At 65.4% G+C, this 20,061-nt stretch carries 25 protein-coding genes and 2 pseudogenes; 17 read left to right on the top strand and 10 right to left on the bottom strand.

What is annotated here, in order from left to right; genetic code table 11:
- Positions 1–6 precede the first annotated feature (6 nt).
- Both rpsO and ruvA read right to left on the bottom strand, forming a co-directional pair.
- A complete protein-coding gene (gene rpsO / locus SYNGFB01_RS04310) occupies positions 7–276 on the bottom strand; it encodes a 30S ribosomal protein S15 (RefSeq protein ID WP_048017080.1) in 270 nt (89 codons plus the stop codon).
- A gap of 71 nt (positions 277–347) precedes the next feature.
- The gene (gene ruvA, locus SYNGFB01_RS04305) at positions 348–1,007 is read right to left on the bottom strand and encodes a Holliday junction branch migration protein RuvA (RefSeq protein WP_048017079.1); all 660 of its coding nucleotides are present in this window, start codon (positions 1,005–1,007) and stop codon (positions 348–350) included.
- A 21-nt stretch (positions 1,008–1,028) separates the two neighbouring features.
- Between ruvA and SYNGFB01_RS04300 the strand changes: the two genes are divergently transcribed.
- Positions 1,029–1,499 (top strand): hypothetical protein, encoded by a 471-nt coding sequence (locus tag SYNGFB01_RS04300; RefSeq protein ID WP_048017078.1) that lies wholly within the window; start codon positions 1,029–1,031, stop codon positions 1,497–1,499.
- On the opposite strand, the gene SYNGFB01_RS04295 is transcribed toward SYNGFB01_RS04300, so the two are convergent.
- Both SYNGFB01_RS04295 and SYNGFB01_RS16225 read right to left on the bottom strand, forming a co-directional pair.
- Positions 1,438–2,226 (bottom strand): DMT family transporter, encoded by a 789-nt coding sequence (locus SYNGFB01_RS04295; protein ID WP_369795481.1) that lies wholly within the window; start codon positions 2,224–2,226, stop codon positions 1,438–1,440. The two genes, SYNGFB01_RS04300 and SYNGFB01_RS04295, sit on opposite strands and share 62 nt — an antisense overlap.
- Positions 2,223–2,384 (bottom strand): hypothetical protein, encoded by a 162-nt coding sequence (locus tag SYNGFB01_RS16225; protein WP_369795480.1) that lies wholly within the window; start codon positions 2,382–2,384, stop codon positions 2,223–2,225. The genes SYNGFB01_RS04295 and SYNGFB01_RS16225 overlap by 4 nt, the downstream gene beginning before the upstream one ends.
- 32 nt (positions 2,385–2,416) lie before the next feature.
- Here SYNGFB01_RS16225 and dnaG point away from each other — a divergent pair, with 32 nt between their 5' ends.
- The 3 genes from dnaG (at position 2,417) to SYNGFB01_RS14110 (ending at position 7,697) form a co-directional block, all read left to right on the top strand.
- Complete coding sequence (dnaG, locus tag SYNGFB01_RS04290; RefSeq protein WP_048017077.1) at positions 2,417–4,525, top strand: DNA primase; 2,109 nt, start codon at positions 2,417–2,419, stop codon at positions 4,523–4,525.
- A gap of 60 nt (positions 4,526–4,585) precedes the next feature.
- The gene (locus SYNGFB01_RS04285; RefSeq protein WP_048017076.1) at positions 4,586–4,837 is read left to right on the top strand and encodes a hypothetical protein; all 252 of its coding nucleotides are present in this window, start codon (positions 4,586–4,588) and stop codon (positions 4,835–4,837) included.
- Positions 4,838–6,740: 1,903 nt separating this feature from the next.
- Positions 6,741–7,697, top strand: coding sequence for a hypothetical protein (locus SYNGFB01_RS14110; protein WP_152669518.1), 957 nt, complete (start codon positions 6,741–6,743; stop codon positions 7,695–7,697).
- A gap of 67 nt (positions 7,698–7,764) precedes the next feature.
- Here the strand turns inward: SYNGFB01_RS14110 and SYNGFB01_RS04270 are convergent, their stop codons facing one another.
- Together SYNGFB01_RS04270 and SYNGFB01_RS04265 are read right to left on the bottom strand one after the other, a co-directional pair.
- Positions 7,765–9,567 (bottom strand): DUF2207 domain-containing protein, encoded by a 1,803-nt coding sequence (locus tag SYNGFB01_RS04270; protein WP_048017073.1) that lies wholly within the window; start codon positions 9,565–9,567, stop codon positions 7,765–7,767.
- A complete protein-coding gene (locus SYNGFB01_RS04265; protein ID WP_048017072.1) occupies positions 9,560–10,114 on the bottom strand; it encodes a LemA family protein in 555 nt (184 codons plus the stop codon). Before SYNGFB01_RS04265 ends, SYNGFB01_RS04270 begins: the two co-directional genes overlap by 8 nt.
- A 402-nt stretch (positions 10,115–10,516) precedes the next feature.
- On the opposite strand from SYNGFB01_RS04265, the gene SYNGFB01_RS15255 reads away from it, so the two are divergent.
- Positions 10,517–10,693, top strand: coding sequence for a hypothetical protein (locus tag SYNGFB01_RS15255; protein ID WP_235299917.1), 177 nt, complete (start codon positions 10,517–10,519; stop codon positions 10,691–10,693).
- Between the two features lie 120 nt (positions 10,694–10,813).
- Here SYNGFB01_RS15255 and SYNGFB01_RS14105 read toward each other — a convergent pair.
- Positions 10,814–11,427, bottom strand: a pseudogene (locus SYNGFB01_RS14105) (DUF4113 domain-containing protein); the annotation flags it as partial.
- On the opposite strand from SYNGFB01_RS14105, the pseudogene SYNGFB01_RS13680 reads away from it, so the two are divergent.
- The 5 genes and pseudogenes from SYNGFB01_RS13680 to prfA all read left to right on the top strand — a co-directional run.
- Positions 11,425–11,898 (top strand): annotated as a pseudogene (locus SYNGFB01_RS13680) (hypothetical protein); the annotation flags it as partial. The pseudogenes SYNGFB01_RS14105 and SYNGFB01_RS13680 overlap by 3 nt on opposite strands.
- 70 nt (positions 11,899–11,968) lie before the next feature.
- Positions 11,969–12,421, top strand: coding sequence for a 50S ribosomal protein L13 (rplM, locus tag SYNGFB01_RS04250; protein ID WP_048017071.1), 453 nt, complete (start codon positions 11,969–11,971; stop codon positions 12,419–12,421).
- Entirely contained in the window at positions 12,418–12,822 is a 405-nt protein-coding gene (gene rpsI, locus SYNGFB01_RS04245) for a 30S ribosomal protein S9 (protein WP_048017070.1), read from the top strand. The genes rplM and rpsI overlap by 4 nt, the downstream gene beginning before the upstream one ends.
- A gap of 2 nt (positions 12,823–12,824) precedes the next feature.
- Entirely contained in the window at positions 12,825–13,076 is a 252-nt protein-coding gene (gene rpmE, locus SYNGFB01_RS04240) for a 50S ribosomal protein L31 (RefSeq protein ID WP_048017069.1), read from the top strand.
- Between the two features lie 95 nt (positions 13,077–13,171).
- Complete coding sequence (gene prfA, locus SYNGFB01_RS04235) at positions 13,172–14,275, top strand: peptide chain release factor 1 (protein ID WP_048017068.1); 1,104 nt, start codon at positions 13,172–13,174, stop codon at positions 14,273–14,275.
- 57 nt (positions 14,276–14,332) lie between these two features.
- On the opposite strand, the gene SYNGFB01_RS14815 is transcribed toward prfA, so the two are convergent.
- Together SYNGFB01_RS14815 and SYNGFB01_RS14100 are read right to left on the bottom strand one after the other, a co-directional pair.
- Complete coding sequence (locus SYNGFB01_RS14815; protein WP_200900058.1) at positions 14,333–14,476, bottom strand: hypothetical protein; 144 nt, start codon at positions 14,474–14,476, stop codon at positions 14,333–14,335.
- A gap of 127 nt (positions 14,477–14,603) precedes the next feature.
- A complete protein-coding gene (locus SYNGFB01_RS14100; protein WP_072061555.1) occupies positions 14,604–14,879 on the bottom strand; it encodes a hypothetical protein in 276 nt (91 codons plus the stop codon).
- A 362-nt stretch (positions 14,880–15,241) separates the two neighbouring features.
- Here SYNGFB01_RS14100 and SYNGFB01_RS04225 point away from each other — a divergent pair, with 362 nt between their 5' ends.
- Positions 15,242–15,520, top strand: a complete 279-nt coding sequence (locus SYNGFB01_RS04225; RefSeq protein WP_048017066.1) for a hydantoinase/oxoprolinase N-terminal domain-containing protein — start codon at positions 15,242–15,244, stop codon at positions 15,518–15,520.
- On the opposite strand, the gene SYNGFB01_RS04220 is transcribed toward SYNGFB01_RS04225, so the two are convergent.
- The gene (locus tag SYNGFB01_RS04220) at positions 15,510–16,031 is read right to left on the bottom strand and encodes a dTDP-4-dehydrorhamnose 3,5-epimerase family protein (protein WP_072061550.1); all 522 of its coding nucleotides are present in this window, start codon (positions 16,029–16,031) and stop codon (positions 15,510–15,512) included. The genes SYNGFB01_RS04225 and SYNGFB01_RS04220 overlap by 11 nt on opposite strands.
- Before the next feature lie 266 nt (positions 16,032–16,297).
- Here SYNGFB01_RS04220 and SYNGFB01_RS04215 point away from each other — a divergent pair, with 266 nt between their 5' ends.
- The 6 genes from SYNGFB01_RS04215 to SYNGFB01_RS04195 all read left to right on the top strand — a co-directional run.
- Positions 16,298–16,504 carry a hypothetical protein gene (locus SYNGFB01_RS04215; protein ID WP_048017065.1) on the top strand — a complete coding sequence of 69 codons (207 nt, stop codon included), beginning with the start codon at positions 16,298–16,300 and terminating at the stop codon, positions 16,502–16,504.
- A complete protein-coding gene (locus tag SYNGFB01_RS04210) occupies positions 16,485–17,315 on the top strand; it encodes a glycosyltransferase (RefSeq protein ID WP_152669517.1) in 831 nt (276 codons plus the stop codon). Before SYNGFB01_RS04215 ends, SYNGFB01_RS04210 begins: the two co-directional genes overlap by 20 nt.
- A gap of 621 nt (positions 17,316–17,936) precedes the next feature.
- Positions 17,937–18,605 carry an NAD(P)H-dependent oxidoreductase gene (locus SYNGFB01_RS04205; protein WP_048017063.1) on the top strand — a complete coding sequence of 223 codons (669 nt, stop codon included), beginning with the start codon at positions 17,937–17,939 and terminating at the stop codon, positions 18,603–18,605.
- A 16-nt stretch (positions 18,606–18,621) separates the two neighbouring features.
- The gene (locus tag SYNGFB01_RS04200; RefSeq protein WP_152669512.1) at positions 18,622–18,963 is read left to right on the top strand and encodes a hypothetical protein; all 342 of its coding nucleotides are present in this window, start codon (positions 18,622–18,624) and stop codon (positions 18,961–18,963) included.
- Positions 18,964–19,239: 276 nt separating this feature from the next.
- The gene (locus tag SYNGFB01_RS14095; RefSeq protein WP_152669511.1) at positions 19,240–19,470 is read left to right on the top strand and encodes a hypothetical protein; all 231 of its coding nucleotides are present in this window, start codon (positions 19,240–19,242) and stop codon (positions 19,468–19,470) included.
- A gap of 221 nt (positions 19,471–19,691) precedes the next feature.
- Positions 19,692–20,061: hypothetical protein (locus tag SYNGFB01_RS04195; protein ID WP_048017062.1), on the top strand; the 370-nt coding region annotated here is incomplete at its 3' end.

The following is a 20,061-nucleotide window of genomic DNA, read 5'->3' as shown; positions in this document are numbered from 1 at the left end:
GTGGGCTCAGCCGCGGATGCCGAGCTTGGCGATCAGGGCGCTGTAGCGCTCCTGGCTGATGCCGCGCAGGTAGCCGAGCAGCCGCTTGCGACGGCCGATCATCTTCAGCAGGCCCTGACGCGACGAGAAATCGTGCTTGTTGTTCTGCAGGTGGCCGGTGAGCTGGCTGATGCGCTCGCTCAGCATCGCCACCTGAACCTCCACCGATCCGGTGTCGGTGCCGTGGGTCTGGTGGGTGTTGATCAGGTCCTGCTTCTGGCTGGTCGTGAGCGGCATGGAGAGGGAAGGGAAGGGCGGAGGGCCAGCGGGGCCGAGCCGGTGCAAACCAACACTTTAATCCTCGGCTGTCAGGCCGCCTGCTGACCCAGCCACTGCAGGCAGGCCCGGATCCAGACCTCGGCATCGGCAGCGCTGCCGAGACCCGCAGGGGCGGCAGATTCGAGGGCGCGGCGGATCTCCAGAGGCTCGTAACCCAGGGCCGTGAGCGTGAGCTGCACCTCATCGAGGCTCTCCGGAGGAAGCGCCTGGCCCGCGCCGGCCTCGGCGCCCGATCCATCCACGCCGGCCAGCGGCGGCGGCCGATCCAGCCAGCGCTGCTCCAGTCGGCTGCGCAGCTCCACCGCCAGCCGTTCGGCCGTGCGCTTGCCCACGCCGGGAGCCTGAGCGAGGCTGCGCAGGTCGGCCCGCACGATGGCCTGCACCAGCTCCGCGGCCCCCATGGCGCCGAGCAGGCCGAGGGCCATCTGGGGGCCCACGCCGCTCACCGCCACCAGCTCGCGGAACAGATCGCGCTCCCGCCGTTCGTCAAAGCCGTACAGCGTCCAGCCGTCGTCGCGGATCGCGTGATGGATCCAGAGGCTCAGCCGGCTGCCAGTGCCTGGAAGCCGCTGCCACTGTCTCTGACTCACCTGCACTTCGTAACCCACCCCCTGGCAGATCAGCAGGAGGCCCTGGCGCTTGTCCTGCTGCCACGGATCGGCCAGTTCCCCTTGCAGCCAGCCGATCATGGGTGGAGCCAAACGCCCCCCATGCTGCCCGCCCTGCGGACCCTTGCCCAGCGCTTCGGCACTGCTCTCGCTCGTGTCGGTCGCGGCCTGGCCCTGCCCCTCTCCCTGGTGTTGCTGCTGCAGCTGGGCGCCTGCTCGGGCGTCGGCCAGCCTCCCCGCGCCACGCTGCTGGCCGCGCTGGCGCTCCAGATCGAGCTCACCCAGGGATCGATCGCCCAGGCCCTGCAGCTCGAGCCGGGTGGTTCGCCGGAGGTGAGCCGGGTTCGGGTGGCGGAGCAGCAGATGGTGCCGATCGGCGACGGCAAGGGGCTCCGCCTGGTCGGTCAGTTCGACTGGCGTCTGCCTGGAGATCCGATCCGGGTCGACAGTCCCTTCGAGCTCTACCTGCAGCGTGGCGAGCGGGGCCAGAGCTGGCGGCTGGCCCGACCGCTCAGTGCCGCTTCCGGCGACCCTCCCCAGTGGCTGATCGACCCCCTGCCCCTGCGGAGCTGAGACTGATCAGTGTGGCCAGCAGCACCAGGCCGGCCCCGGCGATCGTGCCGCCGTCGATGCTCTCACCGAACAGCAGCCAGCCCCACAGGGCCGCGAACACCACCTGCACGTAGCTGATCGCCGTGGCCCGCGCGGCCGGCAGGGCCATCAGCCCGCGGGTGAGATACACCTGGCCGAGCTGGGTGCACAGGCCCACACCGAGGAGCCAGAGCAGTTCCGTCGGCGTCGGCAGCACCGGATCGAGCAGCACCAGCGGCAGGCTGAGCGGCACCGCCACCAGCGGGAAGTAGAACACGATCACCAGGGGATGCTCCGTGCGCCGCAGCTGTCGCACGCTCACGTAGGCCACGGCCGTGAGCACCGCCCCGACCAGGGCGGTCAGCACCGCCAGGGGCGGCAGGCCGAGCGAACCGGCGCCGCCGCCGCCCCCCAGCAGACGGCCAGGCTGGGCCACCAGCACCACCCCGCTCCAGCCCAGCGCCACGGCCGCGAGCAGTCGCCGGCTGAGCGGCTCGCCCAGCACCAGCCAGGCCAGCAGCGCCGTGAGGGTGGGATAGAGGTACTGGATCACGGTGGCGGCGGCCAGGGGCAGCCGCACCAGGGCGGCATAGACGCACAGCAGGGCCAGGCTGCCCACCAGGCCGCGCCAGATCAGCAGTCGGCGCCGCTCCCCCCAGGGATCGACCCCGGCCCGGCGCAGCAGCCACCAGCTGATCGCCACGCTCACCAGGCGCGGGCCAGCACCACCTCCGCCACCGGCAGCCGCCCACCCACCTGCTTCACGCACACGCCCATCAGCGAGAAGCTGAGCGCGCTGGCCACCATCCACAGCGTTGCGGTGGCCGGGCTGCCGCAGGGATGGTGGTTTGCAGCAGAATGGGCCATGGCGCCATCGTCGCCTGCCCCGCCCCCCTTCCATGGCCTCCCCCCGCCTCCATCCCCGCACGATCGAGGCGGTCAAGGAGAGAGCCGACATCGTCGACGTGGTGGGTGAGCACGTGGTGCTCAAGAAGAAGGGCCGCGAGTTCGTGGGCATCTGCCCTTTTCACGACGACCGCTCACCGTCGATGACGGTGTCGCCGGCCAAGCAGTTCTATTACTGTTTCTCCTGCGGGGCCGGCGGCAACGCCATCAAGTTCCTGATGGAGCTGCAGCGCCAGAGCTTCAGCGAGGTGGTGCTGGAGCTGGCCCGCAAGTACCAGCTGCCGGTGGAGACCCTCGAGGGCCCACAGCAGGAGCGGCTGCGGCAGCAGCTTTCCCGCCGCGATCAGCTGCACAGGGCCCTGTCCCTGGCCGCCGGCTGGTTCCGCGCCCAGCTGCGCAGCCCCGAGGGCGGCTCAGCGCTGGCCTACCTGCGCGACAGCCGCGCCCTCTCCGAAGCCACGATCGACGCCTTCGGTCTCGGCTTCGCGCCGGATCGCTGGGACGCCCTGCTCAGCCATCTGCAGCAGGTGGAGGGCCTGGCGCCGGAGTTGCTCGAGGCCGCCGGCCTGGTGGTGCCCCGCAAGGGCGGCGATGGCTTCTACGACCGCTTCCGCCACCGGGTGATGGTGCCGATCACCGACCGTCAGGGGCGGGTGATCGGCTTCGGGGNCCGCAGTCTCGACGGCGCCGAACCCAAGTACCTCAACTCCCCGGAAACGGAGGTGTTCGAGAAGGGCAGGCACCTGTTCGGCCTCGACAAGGCGGTGAACGCCATCCGCAAGGACGACCGGGCCGTGGTGGTGGAGGGCTATTTCGATGTGATCGCCCTCCACGCCGCCGGCATCACCAACGCCGTGGCCGCGCTGGGAACCGCCCTCAGCAGCCAGCAGATCACCCAGCTCTGCCGCTGCTGCGACAGCCGGCGGCTGATCCTCAATTTCGATTCCGACGNCGCCGGTGTTCGCGCCGCCCAGCGGGCCATCGGCGAGGTGGAGCAGCTGGCGCTGCAGGGCCAGCTGGAGCTGCGGGTGCTGCACCTCCCCGCCGGCAAGGACCCGGACGAGTTTCTGAGGCAGCACGGGGCCGGCGAGTATCGCGCCCTGCTGGATCAGGCGCCGCTCTGGCTCGACTGGCAGATCGAGCAGGTGCTGGAGGGCCGGGACCTGGCCCGCGCCGACCAGTTCCAGCAGGCGGTGAGCGGACTGGTGGCGCTGCTCGGCAAGCTGCCCCAGAGCGCCGTGCGCAGCCATTACCTCCAGCAGGTGGCCGAGCGCCTCTCCGGCGGTCAGGCACGCCTGGCGCTGCAGCTGGAGGACGACCTGCGCCAGCAGGTGAAGGGCCAGCGCTGGCACGGCCGTTCCCAGAAGTGGGAGCAGCCGGGTGAGGCCGGTCTGCGGGAGCGTGCCGAGGCCGAGCTGCTGCGCCTCTACCTGCACTGCCCCGACCAGCGCGGGGCCATCCGGGCCGAGCTGCGCCGTCGCGAGCTCGACGATTTCGCCCTTTCCCACCACCGCCAGCTCTGGGCGGCGATCAGTGCCCTGGAGGAGGGCAACCTCGGCCCCGATCGGCTGGAAGCCATCAACCGCGGAATCGATCCGGGCTGTGATCTGGCCGATCTGGAGTTGCCGCGGCTGCTGGCCGATCAGCTCGTGGTGGATCAGAGCGCTCTGCTCAGCCGGCTCACTCCCCTGCTCGAGCCCAGTGAGGTGCAGCGCCTGGCGCTGGCCCAGCCGCTGCTGCAGCTGCGCGGCGTCACAGCCGCCCTGGAGCGGCAGAAGTGCCTCAAGCGCTGCCGCCATCTGCTCGATGCCTGGAGCTCCCAGCGTCTCGAGACCCTGGAGCGCTGCATCGCCCGGCTCCTCGATCCCGAGGCCCCCTCCGCCTCCCAGGAGCCCGGCGCGATCGGCTGGGTGGGCGACATGGAGACCCGCATCGAAGCGCTGTTCGGCGAGCTCAATGCCGATGCGCTGCGCTTCCAGGAGCTCTACTACGCCGAGCGCCGTTACCTCATCGAGCTCGACGAGCACCGCCGGGCAGGCTTCGGCGCGGCGGTGGCGTCAACGCCGGGCGCCGCCGCGGCTGCTGCCCCGCAGGCCGCCTGAAGCCTCCCCGCCCCCGATAGTGTGAGCGCAGGTGCACGCCGGCTGCCGGCGCGATCAGCCATGCCGTTTTTCGAGGTGCTCTGGCATGGCGAGGCGATCGGCGACGGCGGCGATCTCGCCGAGGCGCTGCAGGCCTACGCCACCGTGAAGCCGGACGACGGCGACTGGCAGGCCGCCTGCAGCAGCCCCGGCGCCGAGCCCTGCATCCGCCGTTACGCCTCCTTCGACGCCTTCCTCGACAACGCCGACGAACTGGAGACGATTCCGGTCACGGCGGCGATGATCGCCGAGGCCCTGCCGCCCCAGGGCTGAGTCGTGCTCGGACACTGCACGTGCAGCCGCCGGCAGAGACCCGGGCGGCCGCTGTGTCTGTCGCCATGCCTGTTCTTCGGCCCATTCCAGCCGGTTCTGCCGAGACAGGTCCAGGATTGTGCCTCTGGCTGAGCCCTGCGCACCGTTGTGGGGTCCCTCACCCCATCACCTCGTAGAGGATTTGGAGGAACCAGCCTCCGGACACGGTGCGGCCGCTTCTGCTTCAAGGGAGTGGCACCACTCGAAACATGCAGTCTGGTCTGCTGCCAGAATATTTGCCGCGCGATTTTCGCGGGTGGCCATGGCACAGGAATGGATCCAGTGCTGCACGCCATAGCCGATGCACGCAATGGCCGATGTACGCAATGGTTAAGGAATCGTGTTTGTCGGACCGGCCTGTCTGCCTGGAGCCGGCCTCCCGTTGCTTGGCCGGGTGTTCCTCGGGTAGATCACTACCTTCTGCTCACTTGGCACAAACTGGCGGGGAAGGTTCGGCCCCGGACCAGGCTTCTTCCTGATCGCCTGTTCATACATCTGCAGCACAGCTGGATCCGGCTGCACCGCTGAAGCAGGCAAGAACACAACGGTGCAGGAGCGCGGATCGAATCCAGCACCGGCCAGCAGCCGCAGCGCCTCGTCCTGGGCCTGTTGTTGCTGTTCCTCGATCACCTCCTCCCGTTCCTGGGCGGCGACACCGAACCAGCCATCGATCAGGCCCCAGGCATCACCAATCCTTGACGCCGGTAGCCNTTTCAGCTCGTTCAGGGAAGCCGTCACGGTTGGTGCATGACGCTGCAGCACCTGCCAAAGGGGAGATTCGGCCAGCCTGGCATTGGCCCAGTGGCCCACATTTCGATCTGGGATATTGATTAGATAATCACCTATGGCTCCACCATATCCCATTGTGAGCACGTCTGCTGTCAAAGACTGCAGAAACGATGGGGGTCTGGGAGCCTGAACAGCCACTGTGTGGATCCGCTCCGCCAGCAGGATGTGAATGCGAGTGAAGCTCTCCTGGCGCTGCTGCGGCTGCTCCAGCTGAATGGAAGCGAGTTCCTGGGCGATCCGGCAGATCGCTGCGGGTGGCAGACCTGAGGCCGGTTCCTCCCGCTGCTGCTTACCCGGTGGCTCAGCCGGCTTGACCAACTCCAGACCTGTGGCATTGAGCAGGATCGTGCGCTGCTTGATCGAGGCTGAGTGGCGTTGCGGATCGCTTTCTGGGTTGGCCTGACGCTGCAAGGCGACTACGAACGGCGTGAAGAACCCCTGGCTGGCATGGGGCGGGAGCTTGAAGCCGCTCAGACAGACGGCCGTCGCTGATGACGGCTGCTGGGTGGGTGCAGCCTTCGTGCGGGATGCCGGATCGGCCTCCGGCGGCGGGCAGACCGGGCCTCGGAAGGGGCGCACGATCAGGGTGATCGGTGCTTCGATCGAAGCCGCTGCCATCAGCCGAACCAGCACCTGGGTGGCCGCCAGCAGCTCCGGGGATGGATCGTTCGCCGCAGTGGGCGCGGCAAGGCATGGTCGTGCACCAGAGGTGAGTAGCACCAGGGAGATCACCACACCGAGTTGCCGATGCCAGGACGCCATCGGCTCCTCGCTTGCGTTGGCCTCCTCTTGCCTAATACGGCGGATGCTGCAGCCGTGGGCATCGTGATCATCAGCCACGGGAGTGAATCCCGGATACCGCCAACCCAGTCCAGCTCCTTGCGGCATGGATGCCTCTAGCACTAGGCCAGCGCTTTGGCATGCTGAACGCCATCGGGGATGGGTTTGCATGAGCCGTTTTGCGACCTTTGTCCCAAGGATCCTTGCCCTCTCCGTCGCTCTGGGGGGCCCATCTCTGGGATACGCGATTCAGGCAGAGACCTTGTCACCGTCACATCCGCCGCCCAGCGGTGAGGTGCCTCCCAAGGAGACCCCAAGGTCTGCGCTGTCACCAGTTGCCGTTGCCACTTTTACGGTCAAGCGGTACAAGGTCAGGTTGAGAAGGTTTGATTTCGGTAGGTTCGATTCGGGCCCCAGGGCTTTTGAATCCTGGATCGTGTTCGACGTGATTGGAGACGCGACGATCATCCTGTTGAAACATGCCACCACAAATGGCTATGGGAAGTGGTGGGATCATCCCCTCCTTTCAAGCAAGGCCTGCCGGATCATCCAGGCCGACGGCGGCGACAGTCTGGTGGACTGTCAACGGGTTAGGAGTGCCGGCCGCGGAGAACCGCTCCGGATCGTGCTCCCACAAGGCGCATTCCTTCACGATTGCCTGATCACCTTCGCCTGGGAGGAAAGTGGCAGGATCCAGGAAGGAGTGCTCCGTATCGAAAAGGGGCTCATCCCCGACATGCGCCGCACGGGTGAGAACCAGAAACCCGAAGAGATCAGACAACCTCGCGTCGATTCAAGTCAACGCGATGGAACCGCGCCGCCCGGAATTCAACCAAGAGTTGCCGACTCCAGGGGTTGGCGCTATAAGGTCAAGCTCTCGCCTGGGAGTGCCTGGCGGAATCTCCGGCCCGAATCCTGGGTGGTATTCGATGTGATCGGGGGCGCCACAATTACGCTGAGGCACAGCACTAATGTCATGAATATCATCACAGGCTTCAGTCGATGGTGGGATCATTCCGTTCGTTCGATCACGGCTTGTCCGCTCTTTGTAGCCGATGTTGATAACCGTCAGGCTGGCTGCCTGATTGGCAGCAGCGCATCCCCCGGAGGGCCTCTGCAGATCATGCTGCCGGAGGGGGCTTCGATTCATGATTACGTATTCACCTTCACGTGGGAGGAAGGCGGCAAGATTGAAGAGGCCGTCACCAGCGTCGATCGCATCGTTGAGCCCATCCCGATACCGCCGCGCTGATCCCCCTGGAGGTCATCGCATCAGCGCGTAGTGGATATGATGGCGCATCAGCACCCAGGGTGCCGACTCAGAAGCCTCCGCCGCCGCCGCCGCCATCGCCGCCGCCGGAGCTGCCGCCACCCGAGCTGCCGCTGGAGCTGGAACTGCTCGGTGACGACTGCATGGCGCTGCCGGTGGTGCTGCAGCAGTCGTCGATGCTGGAGCCGAAGCCACCGATGTCGAAGTGGTCGCCGCTGCCCTGATACCAGCTCGGCGGTGATTCCACGATGCCCTGGAACGCCGCCGCCCAGTGCTTCGTCAGCCCCGCCACCATCGCGTAGGGCAGGAAGCGCTCGAACAGCTCCGGTGTGAGGATCACCTTCTTGAAGCGGGGAGCGTCGACCCGGCGGAGGAACTCCTGGAATCCCAGGATCTGACGCAGCACCTCCACTCCCTTGATCGTGCGGCTGGGCATGATCCAGGCGAACACGATGATCAGCACGAGGGTGGCCAGCAGGGCGAGGCCCGTGAGCAGCGGATCGGCCACCGCCTGCAGCTCGGAGAGATCGTGCGGCAGCAGCAGCTTCGCCAGCACCACCGATACCACCGCCGCCCCGATGCCGGCCAGCAGAGTGACGGAGCGCACCGTACCGGGCCAGCGCCGGTAGAAACCCTCCTCCAGCACCGCCTCACGCACCAGCTTCTCGAAGCCGGGCACGTGAACGTAGAAGTGGTCGCGCAGTTCGCGGGTATCGACGCTTTCGCCCACCCTGCGGGAGGGGAACAGGCGCTCGAGCAGATAGACCTCGTGGGGTGCCAGGTCCTTCCACTGCGGGGTGGTGGTGAGCAGGGTGAAGCGGTAGTGCTTCAGGACCGGCAGGAGCAGCACTTTCTCCTGCACTTCCTTGATGCGGAGATGCCCCTTCACCGCCAGATCCACCAGCGTGGCCCCNAGGCTTTCGCTGCCCACGCTCTCCTGCGCCAGGCTGCCCAGCACTGCGGCCGGCAGGCCGCCGGGGGGTTCGTAGACCACCGGTACCGACCCCAGCGCCGGATCCCGTCCGAACAGCCACCAGATCCGGCCCAGGATCAGCCCGGTGACCAGCGGCAGCAGCAGGGCCAGCCGCCCCTGCAGCCAGCCCAGCGCCCGTTGCAGGGCTGAACGGGGCGTCACGAGCCCCTTGTCGAAACCCACCGCCAGGGTGAGACCCTCGCCCGGTTCCAGGCGCCGGCTGCTCACGGCCGTCACCTCCCGCTCGCCGATGGCCAGGCGGGCGTCCTGGCCCCGGGACCCCAGCGGGCCCGTGTACACCGAGGCGTGCAGCCCCTGCACTCCCTCGGGCAGCTGCACGCGTGCGCTGACCCGATCGATCGGGATCTCCCATGCGTTGCCCGTCACGTTCCAGTTGAGCTCGTCGTGGTCCGGGTAGAAGCGCACACCGTTGCGCACCCTGTAGCGCAGCACCACCGTGCGGGTGGCGTCCTCGGCGCCGGGCACGAAGATGCGCAGATCCAGGTCGCCGCCGAGTCGGCGCGTTTCGGTGCGATAGGGATGGCCAGCTTCATCGCTGGCCGAGAGCAGCGTCAGCCCCAGAGGTTCGATGCCGTCGGGGCGGTTCGCCAGCACGGGGATCTGCCGCCGCAATCCGTTCCATTTCCCCTGGAAGTGGGCGGTGAGCGTCTCGCTCACCTGCACCGACCCATCCCGCGCCACCTCAGCCACCATCTGGAAGCCCTTGAGCTCCAGCTGCCGTTCCGCCGCTCCGGCAGCAGCACCACCGCCCGGCATGGGCAGCGGCAGGCTGAGCCCCATGGCCAGCAGCAGCCCCGCCAGCAGGGCACCCCATCGCTGGATGGCCCTGCGGTTGGGGACTGGCCGGCCCTCAGCCACGGAAATCGACTCTCGGAACGCTGGCCTCGGAGCGGTCCGCCAGCTCGAAGAACGGGCGCGCCTGGATGCCGAACCCGCTGGCCACGAGGTTGGAGGGGAACTGAACGATCGCCGTGTTCAGATCCCGCACGACCGCGTTGTAGTAGCGCCGCGCGCTCTGCAGCGCCTCCTCGATCCCGCCCAGATCGTCCTGCAGCGAGGTGAAGCTCTCCACCGCCCGCAGGGCCGGGTAGGCCTCAGCCAGGGCGAACAGCTGGCCGAGCGAGGCCCCCAGCTGCCGCTCCGCCTGCTGCTGCTGGGCCGGGCCACGGGCGGCGATGGCGGCGCTGCGGGCCTCGATCACGGCCCGGAAACTCTCCTTCTCATGGCTGGCGTAGCCCTGCACCGTCTCCACCAGGTTGGGGATCAGGTCGTGGCGCCGCTTCAACTGCACGTCAATGTCGGCCCAGGCGGTGTCGGCCTGCACGTTGAGCCGAGCCAGCCGGTTGTAGACAGCGATCAGGCCCAGGGCCAGGATCGCCGCAACGGCCAGCAGCAGCAGGGCCATCGCTCCATCGGCGTGGTGAACCGAGCCTAGGAGTTTCTGGTCAGTTGAGCTGGCGCGCTACTGGGTGCGCCGCTGGCTCGCACGAACTGCTCGCTTGCCGATCCTCTGGCCGGTGGATGGTGTGGCCGTGGTCATCAGGATTCACGCTCCTTGCGCACCAGGAGACGATCGCCTGGCCTGCGCCGAAGCACGCTGGTGCACGCGTTGACCGATACGCATCATGGTCTTTCCCTCCATCTTCTCGCTATCTTTTTTACCTGCATCCCGTTGCTACCCATCATGAGGTAGAAGTGCGTCTGCGTTGCGACTGATTAACTTGTCATCATCCATGCTGTTGATCTCATCGGGCCCTGCATCGCTTCACCACGTTCTCTTTGGCGGTGAGTCGCCGTTGGTTGAGCGATGCAAGACTTCAGCATCACCAGAGTCATCCGTGGCGTCGTGATCGGCCTGCCTCTTGTGATGTTGCTGGCTCTTGCGAGCTCTCTGCGCCCGTTCAATCCCGACCCTGCCTCACGCCTACCGGCCGACCTGCAGTTCCCCTCCGATTCCATCGCGGTCACCCCGGAGGTTGACTGACATCTGCGCTCGGCAATTCGCGTCGCTATGACCGGCGATCGTGATTCTCCCCCTTCATCCACCGTCGGGTGCTTTTGGGTCTGACCTCGACCCCAGAGATCGCTCCAGGGCGCATTAGCGTCATCGGCCGGCCAGCACGAGCGGAATGTCGGCCAGGCGGGTGGTGGCGGCCCGCGACAGCCGGCTGCGCCGCATCCGCCAGGGGGCCTGCAGACCGCAGGCGGCCCACTGCACCGTGCCGCTGCCGTAGCGGCGGTTGAGCCGATCGATCGTGGCCAGCAGGCGCGGCGTTGCCGCTGGCGCTCCGGCGGCAGGGGCACCAGCAGGTGGTGCTGCAGGATCGCCTCGTCTTCCAGCTGCTGCAGCACCACACCGGCTTTCTGCAGGGGCTTGTGGGGGCGGAACAGGGCTTCGGCCAGGGGCAGCGCGGCGGCCAGCAGCACGGCGGTGTCGTGGCTGGCCACGGGCAGTCGCACCGTGGCCGCATTGGCGTAGAAGCTGGTGCCGTTGAAGGGGCTGCTGCGCACGAATACCGTGAGGGCGCCGGCCCGTTGCCGCTGGCGGCGCAGCTTCTCGGCCGCCCGCGCCGTGTAGGTGGCCACCGCCTGCTTCAGATGGGCCATGGTTGTCACGGGTTCGCTGAAGCTGCGGCTCACGCAGGTCTCCCGCTTGGCGGCGGGCACCATGTCCAGCGGCAGGCAGGCATGGCCGCGCAGTTCCTGCTGCAGCCGAACCYCGAAGGGATGCTCGGAGAGCACGACTTCAGCGCCTTCCAGCGCGCCGGCAGCGGCCGGGCCCACGCCCGCACCACGCTGCAGGAGGTGCTGGTGGAGCGCCAGGGTGATCTGATCACCGTGGAACTCCAGGCCAGCGGCTTTCTCTACGGCATGGTGCGGCTGGTGGTGGGGCAGTTGGTGGCCCTGGCCGAAGGCAGGCTCAGCCTCGAGGCCTTCGAGGGGCGCTGGCGGCAGGCCCGCCGCCAGGAGGTGAAGGAGGCGGCCCCCCCGCAGGGCCTCTGCCTGCTGCGGGTGGGATACCCCGAGGAAGTCTTCCCTAAAGCCGCCTGGTATGATTGCCAACCGCGGTTTCTGCTGGCGATCAGCGATCCGCCGGCACGGGTTCCACCGAGCTCCATTCTTCAGGTCCCTGCACCGGAAGCTTTGGACGGCACGGAGGCGAGCCGGCCAGGCGGTAAGGTCGTCTGAATGCGGACCTGTCCGCGGCCACGACCACCAGACCAGTCCTCTACGGCCTGCCGGTGCCTGACCAGGCGATATGAACAAGACTCCCCTGCCCTCCACCGATTCCCTCGACCGCCAGTGGTATCTGGTGGACGCCGAGAATCAGACGCTCGGCCGGCTGGCCAGCGAGGTGGCCTCGGTGCTGCGCGGCAAGAACAAGCCCACCTACACCCCCCACCTCGACACCGGCGATTTCGTGATCGTCATCAACGCTGACAAGATCCGGGTCAGCGGCAACAAGCCCACCCAGAAGCTCTACCGGCGGCACTCCGGCCGGCCTGGTGGCATGAAGACCGAGACCTTCGCTCACCTCCAGGCCCGCATCCCCGAGCGGATCGTCGAGCGGGCCGTGAAGGGGATGCTCCCCCACAACGCCCTGGGCCGCCAGTTGTTCCGCAAGCTGAAGGTCTACAAGGGCAGCGACCATCCGCACGCCGCCCAGAAGCCCCAGGTTCTCGCCCTCGATCCCGCCGCCGCCGCCCAATGAGCACCGCCGCCAAAGTCGTCTACTGGGGAACCGGTCGCCGCAAGACCGCCGTCGCCCGCGTCCGCATCGTGCCCGGCACCGGCAGTGTCACGATCAACGGTCGCCCGGGCGACAACTACCTCAACTACAACCCCGTCTACCTAGCTGCGGTCAAGGCTCCCCTCAACACCCTGGGGCTAGCCACCGACTACGACCTGCTGGTGAACGTGCGTGGCGGTGGGCTCACCGGCCAGGCCGATGCGATCAAGCAGGGTGCCGCCCGCGCCCTCTGCGAACTCTCGGGCGAGAATCGCAAACCACTCAAGACCGAGGGTCACCTCAGCCGCGACCCCCGCGCCAAGGAGCGCCGCAAGTACGGCCTCAAGAAAGCCCGCAAGGCTCCCCAGTTCTCCAAGCGCTGATCATGCCCAAGGCCGACATCCATCCCACCTGGTATCCCGAAGCCAAGGTGGTCTGCAACGGAGAGGTGGTGATGACCACCGGCTCCACCCAGCCCGAGATCCACGTCGATGTGTGGAGCGGCAATCACCCCTTCTACACGGGCACCCAGAAGATCCTCGACACCGAGGGACGTGTGGATCGCTTCATGCGCAAGTACGGCATGGGCGCTGGTGGCGATACAGCCTCTGCCAAGAAAGGCGACAGCAAGGCCTGAATCCTCTTGTCGTCCTCCTTCTCCAAGCCGGGTGCCTTCGGGCATCCGGCTTTGCCGTGATGGGAAACCCGGCGTCCGCGCCTCACTGAACCGTGATGGATCCCTCCCTCCTGGGCGAGCGGCTGAGCGCCGCCGAGCGCACCTTCGAGACCCTCGAGCGGCAGCTGGCTGATCCGTCCGTCGCCGCCGATCCCGTGCAGCTGCAGCATCTGGCCCGGGAGCGCTCGCGGCTGGAGCCGCTTGTGCACGGGCACCAGCAGCTCCAGCGGCTGCAGCAGCAGGAGCGGGAGGCCCGCGATCTGCTGCGCGAGGCCCGTGGCGATGGCGCCATGGAGGAATTGGCCAGTGAGGAGCTCTCCAGGCTCGCCACGGCGATCGATGTTCTTCAGCGGCAGCTCACGCTGGCCCTGCTGCCCCGCGACCCACGGGATGAGCGCAGCGTGATGCTGGAGATCAGGGCCGGCGCAGGTGGCGATGAAGCCGCCATCTGGGCGGGTGACCTGGCCCGCATGTATGACCGCTATGCCCAGAGTGTGGGCTGGCGGGTGCAGCCGGTGAGTGCCTCGGAGGCGGAGCTGGGCGGCTACAAGGAGCTGATTCTCGCCATCCGCGGCGAGGGTGTGTACAGCCAGCTCAAGTTCGAGGCGGGGGTGCACCGTGTGCAGCGGGTGCCGGCCACCGAGAGCCAGGGCAGGGTGCACACCTCCACGGCCACGGTGGCCGTGATGCCCGAGGCCGATCCGGTGGAGGTGCAGATCGACCCCGGGGATCTGGAGATCAGCACGGCCCGCTCCGGCGGCGCCGGCGGCCAGAACGTGAACAAGGTGGAAACGGCGGTCGACCTGCTGCACAAACCCACCGGCATCCGGGTGTTCTGCACTCAGGAGCGATCCCAGCTGCAGAACCGCGAGCGGGCCCTGGAGATCCTGCGGGCCAAGCTCTACGAACGGGAGCTGGCTGCGGCCCAGGCCCAGGAGCGCTCGGCCCGACTCGCCCAAGTGGGCAGCGGTGACCGGAGCGAGAAGATCCGCACCTACAACTACAAGGACAACCGGGTGACCGATCACCGCCTGGGCCGCAACTTCTCGCTCGAACCGGTGCTCGATGGACAGCTGGCCGAGCTGATCGGAGCCTGCAACGCCGCCGATCAGAGCCGCCAGCTGGAGGAACTGGCCGCGAGCGCGGCCGGAGGCAGCTGAGCCATAGGCCGGCTGGAACGGCGGTTGTCCCCTACGGGCCGGCTCCCTGCCGGTCCGTCAGGCGGCCTGATCGAGCTCCGGCACAGCCTCCAGACCGATCACGTACTTGGCCCACTCCCGATTCCGGCCCGAGCGGATCTGGCGCGTGGCCTCGAAGCTCAGGCTGCTGATCGGCCGATGGGGCTTCCTGGACAGCGGCATGCCGGCTCGCGAGGCGTGCGTCCGCCAGAAGGCCCTCTGGCCCCCTGCGCGACCCCAGGCAGGATCTGTCCGGTCGGCAGGTGATCGCCTGGAGGGCTGGATTCACACCATGGGCATGCTGCAGGAATCAGTCGTTGTGATGCCGGAGCTGTTCCATGGCGCTGTCATGGAGATGGTGTTCCTTATCGCGACGGCGTGCCCAGGCCTCCTGTTCATGGATCGCTGTCTGTTCGCCGTCGATATCATGATGTTCGGTGATCTGAGCCAGCGATGCCTCATGCAATCGCTTCTCCTGATCATGCTCCTCAGCCCATGCCACATACTCCGGCTCCGCCCTGGCTGTCGGGTCCTTGTCATTGCCGGCACGGGGCTGTTCTGTGTGATCGGAGAGCTGATCTGACATGGCCTTCCCAGGATCATTTCTTGATCCTCATCCTGGATCTGGAACGGCCCGCTGATCCGGTTGTTCAGGAAGCTTCAAGGTCGGGGGGCTCCCCCAGCGGCGAATCGGCAACTCCGTGCGGCTGTTCAGGCTTCGCGGAGATCGGATCAGGCGGATGGCGGTGACATCCAGCGCAAGCACCCCGAAGCTGCCGCTGGCAGGTTGATCGGGACCTACGGCGTGTGGATCTCCAGCCCGGGGTCTTGCTCGAGCCGGCTCAGATCGGTGAGTGGCGGGACGCCTGAGGTCGCTGGCCTGATGCCTTCAGGCCCGCTCCGGTGCCGGGGACTAGGGTCCATGCGACAGGCCCGGACCGACCGCTGATGCCAGCCGGCTGGCGATTCTGGATCGATCGTGGCGGCACCTTCACCGATCTGGTCGGCCTCGATCCGCGGGCGCCCTGGTGGTGCGCAAAGGTGCTCTCGGAGCAGCCCGATCATCCCGGCGATCCGGCCGTGCGGGCCATCCGGGAGGTGCTCGGCCTGGCCGACGCGTCCCAATCCCGCCGCACACGGTCGCCGAGGTGCGGCTCGGCACCACCGTGGCCACCAACGCGCTGMWGCACGCTGGTAACGCGGCTCCCACGTACCATCAGATCGTAAAGTTCGTCTGCCATGGTTTGATGATAGCCATCATCTCCCGATAAGACTGCGCCTGTGCGTCCTTATCGGAAAGAATCGGCGTTGTGAAGGGCCATGGAATGCCGAGCTCTTTGTCGTCCCAACGGCAAAGAATCTCCTCGCCCGGATCGTAAAAGTCGCTCTCCACCGTGAGCAGAATCGAATCCACTGGGAAATACAGTCCATGCACCACGCCGGCCGGAACAACCATGAGATTTGGGACCGCGCAGCTGAGTTGAAGCAATGACACCAGACCGAAGGTGGGGGAGCGATCTCGCACATCCTTGAGGCCAATCAAGCACTCCCCAGAGGCCATGACGAAGCAGTCTACGTGCACCCCATGGACGTGACTGCCCCGCAGCGTTCCTGCAAGTGACCACATCAGGTTGATCTGGGAACAGGGAATATCTGGCAGCCAGGAAGTACGAAATACTTCGAGAAGCCAGCCTCGCTGATCAGGCTTTGGATCGAGGGGAAGCAGGCTGCAGCCCATTGGTAGAGATTGCATAGAATTCTGTGCCAAGTTAACAATTCATTGCATTTTGGCTATGGTAGCAAAGCTCGATCACTCAGAGCTGAATCATGCCAAGTGAGATTGGCGGAGTCTCTGCATATCTTGCCCCTGGTTTGCTGAAGCTGGCACGGCGAAGCCGGCTATGCATTTTTCAGCGGCAATTGCCGAAACGTCTACGCCCCTTGCTGTACGACCATGATCTTGTCCGCTGGGACTGAATCCTGTGGCTTCGCCTTCAATCCGCCATGTCCAAGCGCATCCGTGTCGGTTTCGGGCCGGTGGTCGAAGGTGAGGACACCCTCGGTAACCGTAAGTGGCGGATTGATGCAGTCGTTAATAGCATCAATCGCCACTCGAAACACTTTGGGGCAACTATATTCTTCCGTGACGATGATCTTTTCTGCTTCGACATCATCGTCGTAGCCAAGGAGCTTGACCTTTTTTATCCCTAATGTTGTACGTGATCTCCATGCCCGTGGAATCCGTGTAATCTACGATACGGCCGACATTCGCCATGTCTTCGCTGATGGCAAAGGGCACGATCTCTACACGGATCGGGCGGCATGGGAGAAGTACTACCGGCCCTTCGTTGGCTCCGTTGATGGTCTGATACTAGCGAATCCGAGACAACAAGATGTGGATGATGATCAGGCTATTCCTCGCATGAAAATCGCCCTGCCGCTGCTCAATCGCCACCGACGTACCAGGTACGCGCACGCAGGGCCGATCCGGTTGATCTGGCAGGGTTATCCCGAGAACATGCCTCCGATGCTTCGGCTACATCCCATCCTTGATCGACTGAGATTGGACACGGGCCTAGATATCCGCCTCGTGTATAACACGAAGGGGGCTGCTAGGCGGGAAGGGCCGATAGAGTACACGCAATGGAATGTTCATCGGTGGGATCGCGTCCTTGCCGAGGCTGACATCGCCGTGGCGATCAAACCCCTCGATGATCCCTATCAGCAACGCAAGCCAGCTACGAAGGTGATCAGCTACATGGCGGCAGCTCTTCCAGTGGTGTGCACGCCCTCGCAGGCCGACCGGCAAGTGATACACCACGGTAAGACCGGATTCTTTGCCTACAATGACCAGGAGTGGTATGACTACTTGCACGCTCTCATTCAAGACCCATCGCTACGCTCCCGAATCGGTAATGCTGCTCGCCGTCAAGTGATCGAAGCCTACGGAGACAAGCAGGTTGCTGCGGAATACGAGGATTTGTTTGAGCGGGTACTTGCGAATCGGCCGATGCCGGGCTGAGCGCGTCCTCGAAAGGATGAAAAGATCCTGATCAATCCGGCCATCCCTGGGCCGCTTGAGAAATCCGCATTGTGTTGCCAAGGGAGCGTTGTTGAACTTGTCTAGCGTATCCCGACGGGACATGACTTCGTCTGCTTGAATTCTAATCCACGCCCAGGAGATCAGAAAAGCGACGCCTTTTGTCATGCTGTCCCCAGATGAGCTCCTTGGCCCCCTGGCAACAAGAGTACCATCCATCTATTTCGCCTCGGTTGTGCCTCAAAGGAAGGATATCCAATCTTCCCGGATCAGCGCCACAAAGTTGCTCGAGAATGATTGGTAAAGCGGTTGGGGGTTCTGCCTCACGCCACTCATCTTGAGGTTCTTGAAGTGTTACAGGTGATGCTTGCTCTGTAAGACCGTGACTAACATCAAGGTGCAGAAGACGGGATCTCATGGTGGTTTCTCAGCAGTACAATCGCTTTCGCGCTTCTGATCTGGGGCTTTAGGTGTGCAGGAGCTTGCCCAAGAGAAACTCGCTCTGCTCCTTCGTCTGCGTTTTCAGAACTCCATCGCCGATGAGGAATCCGTTTAGCATTCCGATGCGCCCGTCCAGTCCCCATAGCCGATCGGAGATCAGCGGTGAAAGCATTGATTGTCTATTGGCACCCCGAACCCAGGAGCTTCAACCACGCCATGCTGGTTTCGGCGCAGAAGGCCCTCATCGGCAGTGGCTGGGACGTGATCGTGTCGGATCTCCACGCGATGCAGTTTGACCCCGCATCCAGCCGCGCGAATTTCCGCAGCGTGAAGGATCCGGATTATCTGAAGCTGCAGATCGAGGAGATGCACGCCACCGAGGTTGGCGGCTTTTCCGAGGAGTTGGCGGCAGAGATGGAGAAGCTCGAATCGTGTGACCTGATGATCTGGCAATTCCCCCTCTGGTGGTTCGGCCTTCCCGCTGTGCTCAAGGGCTGGGTGGATCGGGTCTTTGCGATGGGCCGGATCTACGGAGGCGGCCGCATCTACGACCAGGGGGTGTTCCGCGGCAAGCGTGCGCTGTTGTCGCTCACCACCGGAGGTCCGGCTGAAGCCTACGTGCAGGGTGGATTCAATGGTGACATCCACGCCATCCTCAGGCCCATTCAGCGAGGCATGCTGCAGTTTGTGGGGTTCGATGTGCTGGCGCCGCAGATCGTGTATGCCCCAGTGCGCATGAGCGATCAGGAAAGGCAATCGGAACTTGAGCGATTCAAGGAGCGATTGAGCACGATTGCCGGCGAAGCGCCCATCCACGTTGGTCACTATTAGATTGAGCGCTCGACACGTGACGACCGGAATCGACATCCACGACATCCACGCTGTCACCGAGCGGATCGAGCAGGCGATCGCGGCCAGGATCGCGGCTGTCACCAGGGAAAAGCACTGGGTGACGCATTACGGAGCCAACCACATCCATCCCAGGCACCTGGTTTACTGGATCTGCGTGCAGTCAGACGCTGAGAAGAAGCGGTTGCAATCCGATCAGGAGCTTTGCCGCAGCCTGCGCAGCCTGCTCCGGGAGTATCGGTATCCCATTGAAGGTCGAGATGGGGTACACATCGGCTTCGAGTCGCAGGAGACCGTGGATCGTGAATCCGGCGGCAACTGGTGGTATCACTGGAGGTGACGCCACGGCACGCGCGCAGGGCTTTAGACCTGGGATTCACACCATGTGTTGTTCGCTCGGATCCCCTGCCGGGTCATGGGCTCACTCTCCCCAGTGCGGGTGACGCCCCCTGATTGTCTTCATTCGCCCAAAGATTTCTTGCGGCTGGATCACCCTGATCCAGAATGGGCTGCCCGATCAGCCTAGATCTGGAGATCCATTGCCCCTGTTGCCTTGGAAGTCGCGAGAGATCGCTTTCTGGCTGCTGTCCATGCCGACAGGGTCCTTCAGGAGCTGTTGACCAGGAGTCCTGAAGCCAAGGACGCTGCGATTCGAATCGCCAGGTCCGCAGGACACTTTGTTGAATCCCACGAGATTCTCAATCCTGTGGGCGTGGATGGCGCCTGCGATCTCGAGGATCAGGAGGAGAGTGTGGTCGACCTGATCGATTTCGATGGCGATGGCGTTCCCGATGCCATCCGGAAGAGCGGAAGGTGGGTCATGGCTGATGATTCCGACGATCTGTAGCACTGCTCCTGCAGCGATCCTCGGGGCGACGATCCGCCGGCCTGCATGCATCCATCCATGGCCTACCAACCCAACAGCCTTGCCGGGGGCTGTTCTTGGTCTGGCGATGTCTGCCGGTCGGCCGGGGCTGAGCGGAAGCCTGCAGAAGCCCTCGCTGCAAGCCTCAGTCGTCCTAGTTTCCAGACCACCCGCAGGGATGGATCGCCCTCGCGTTGCCAGGCATGCCTCAGCCCGACTCCCCTGATCCGGCCCAGACCCCGCCCGCATCGGCTGATTCGCCGGGATCCACTGAAACGCCCGAATCCACGCAGGCACTTGAGCGGGAACTGGCCAGGACGCAGGCCGAACTCGAGCAGTGCAGAAGCCTGATCGAGGAGCTGCCGTCGATCTACGAGGGCAAGTTCACCCAGCGGGTGCGTGCCGTTGCAGCCGATATCCAGCGGCTGCTGCAGGAGCGGCGGACCCTCCAGGTGCAGCTGTCCCGTGCCCTCGATGCGGCGCAGGCCCCTGCCCAGCTGGTTGCTGCCGATCCCGTCACCCCACGCCGCCGGCCACCCCGCCGCACGGTGCTTCTGGCGGGGTGCATCGCTC

The sequence above is a fragment of the Synechococcus sp. GFB01 genome (genome assembly GCF_001039265.1).
Taxonomy (GTDB): domain Bacteria; phylum Cyanobacteriota; class Cyanobacteriia; order PCC-6307; family Cyanobiaceae; genus NIES-981.
Note: the sequence above shows the minus strand (reverse complement) of the source record. Positions and strands in the feature narration are given on the sequence as shown.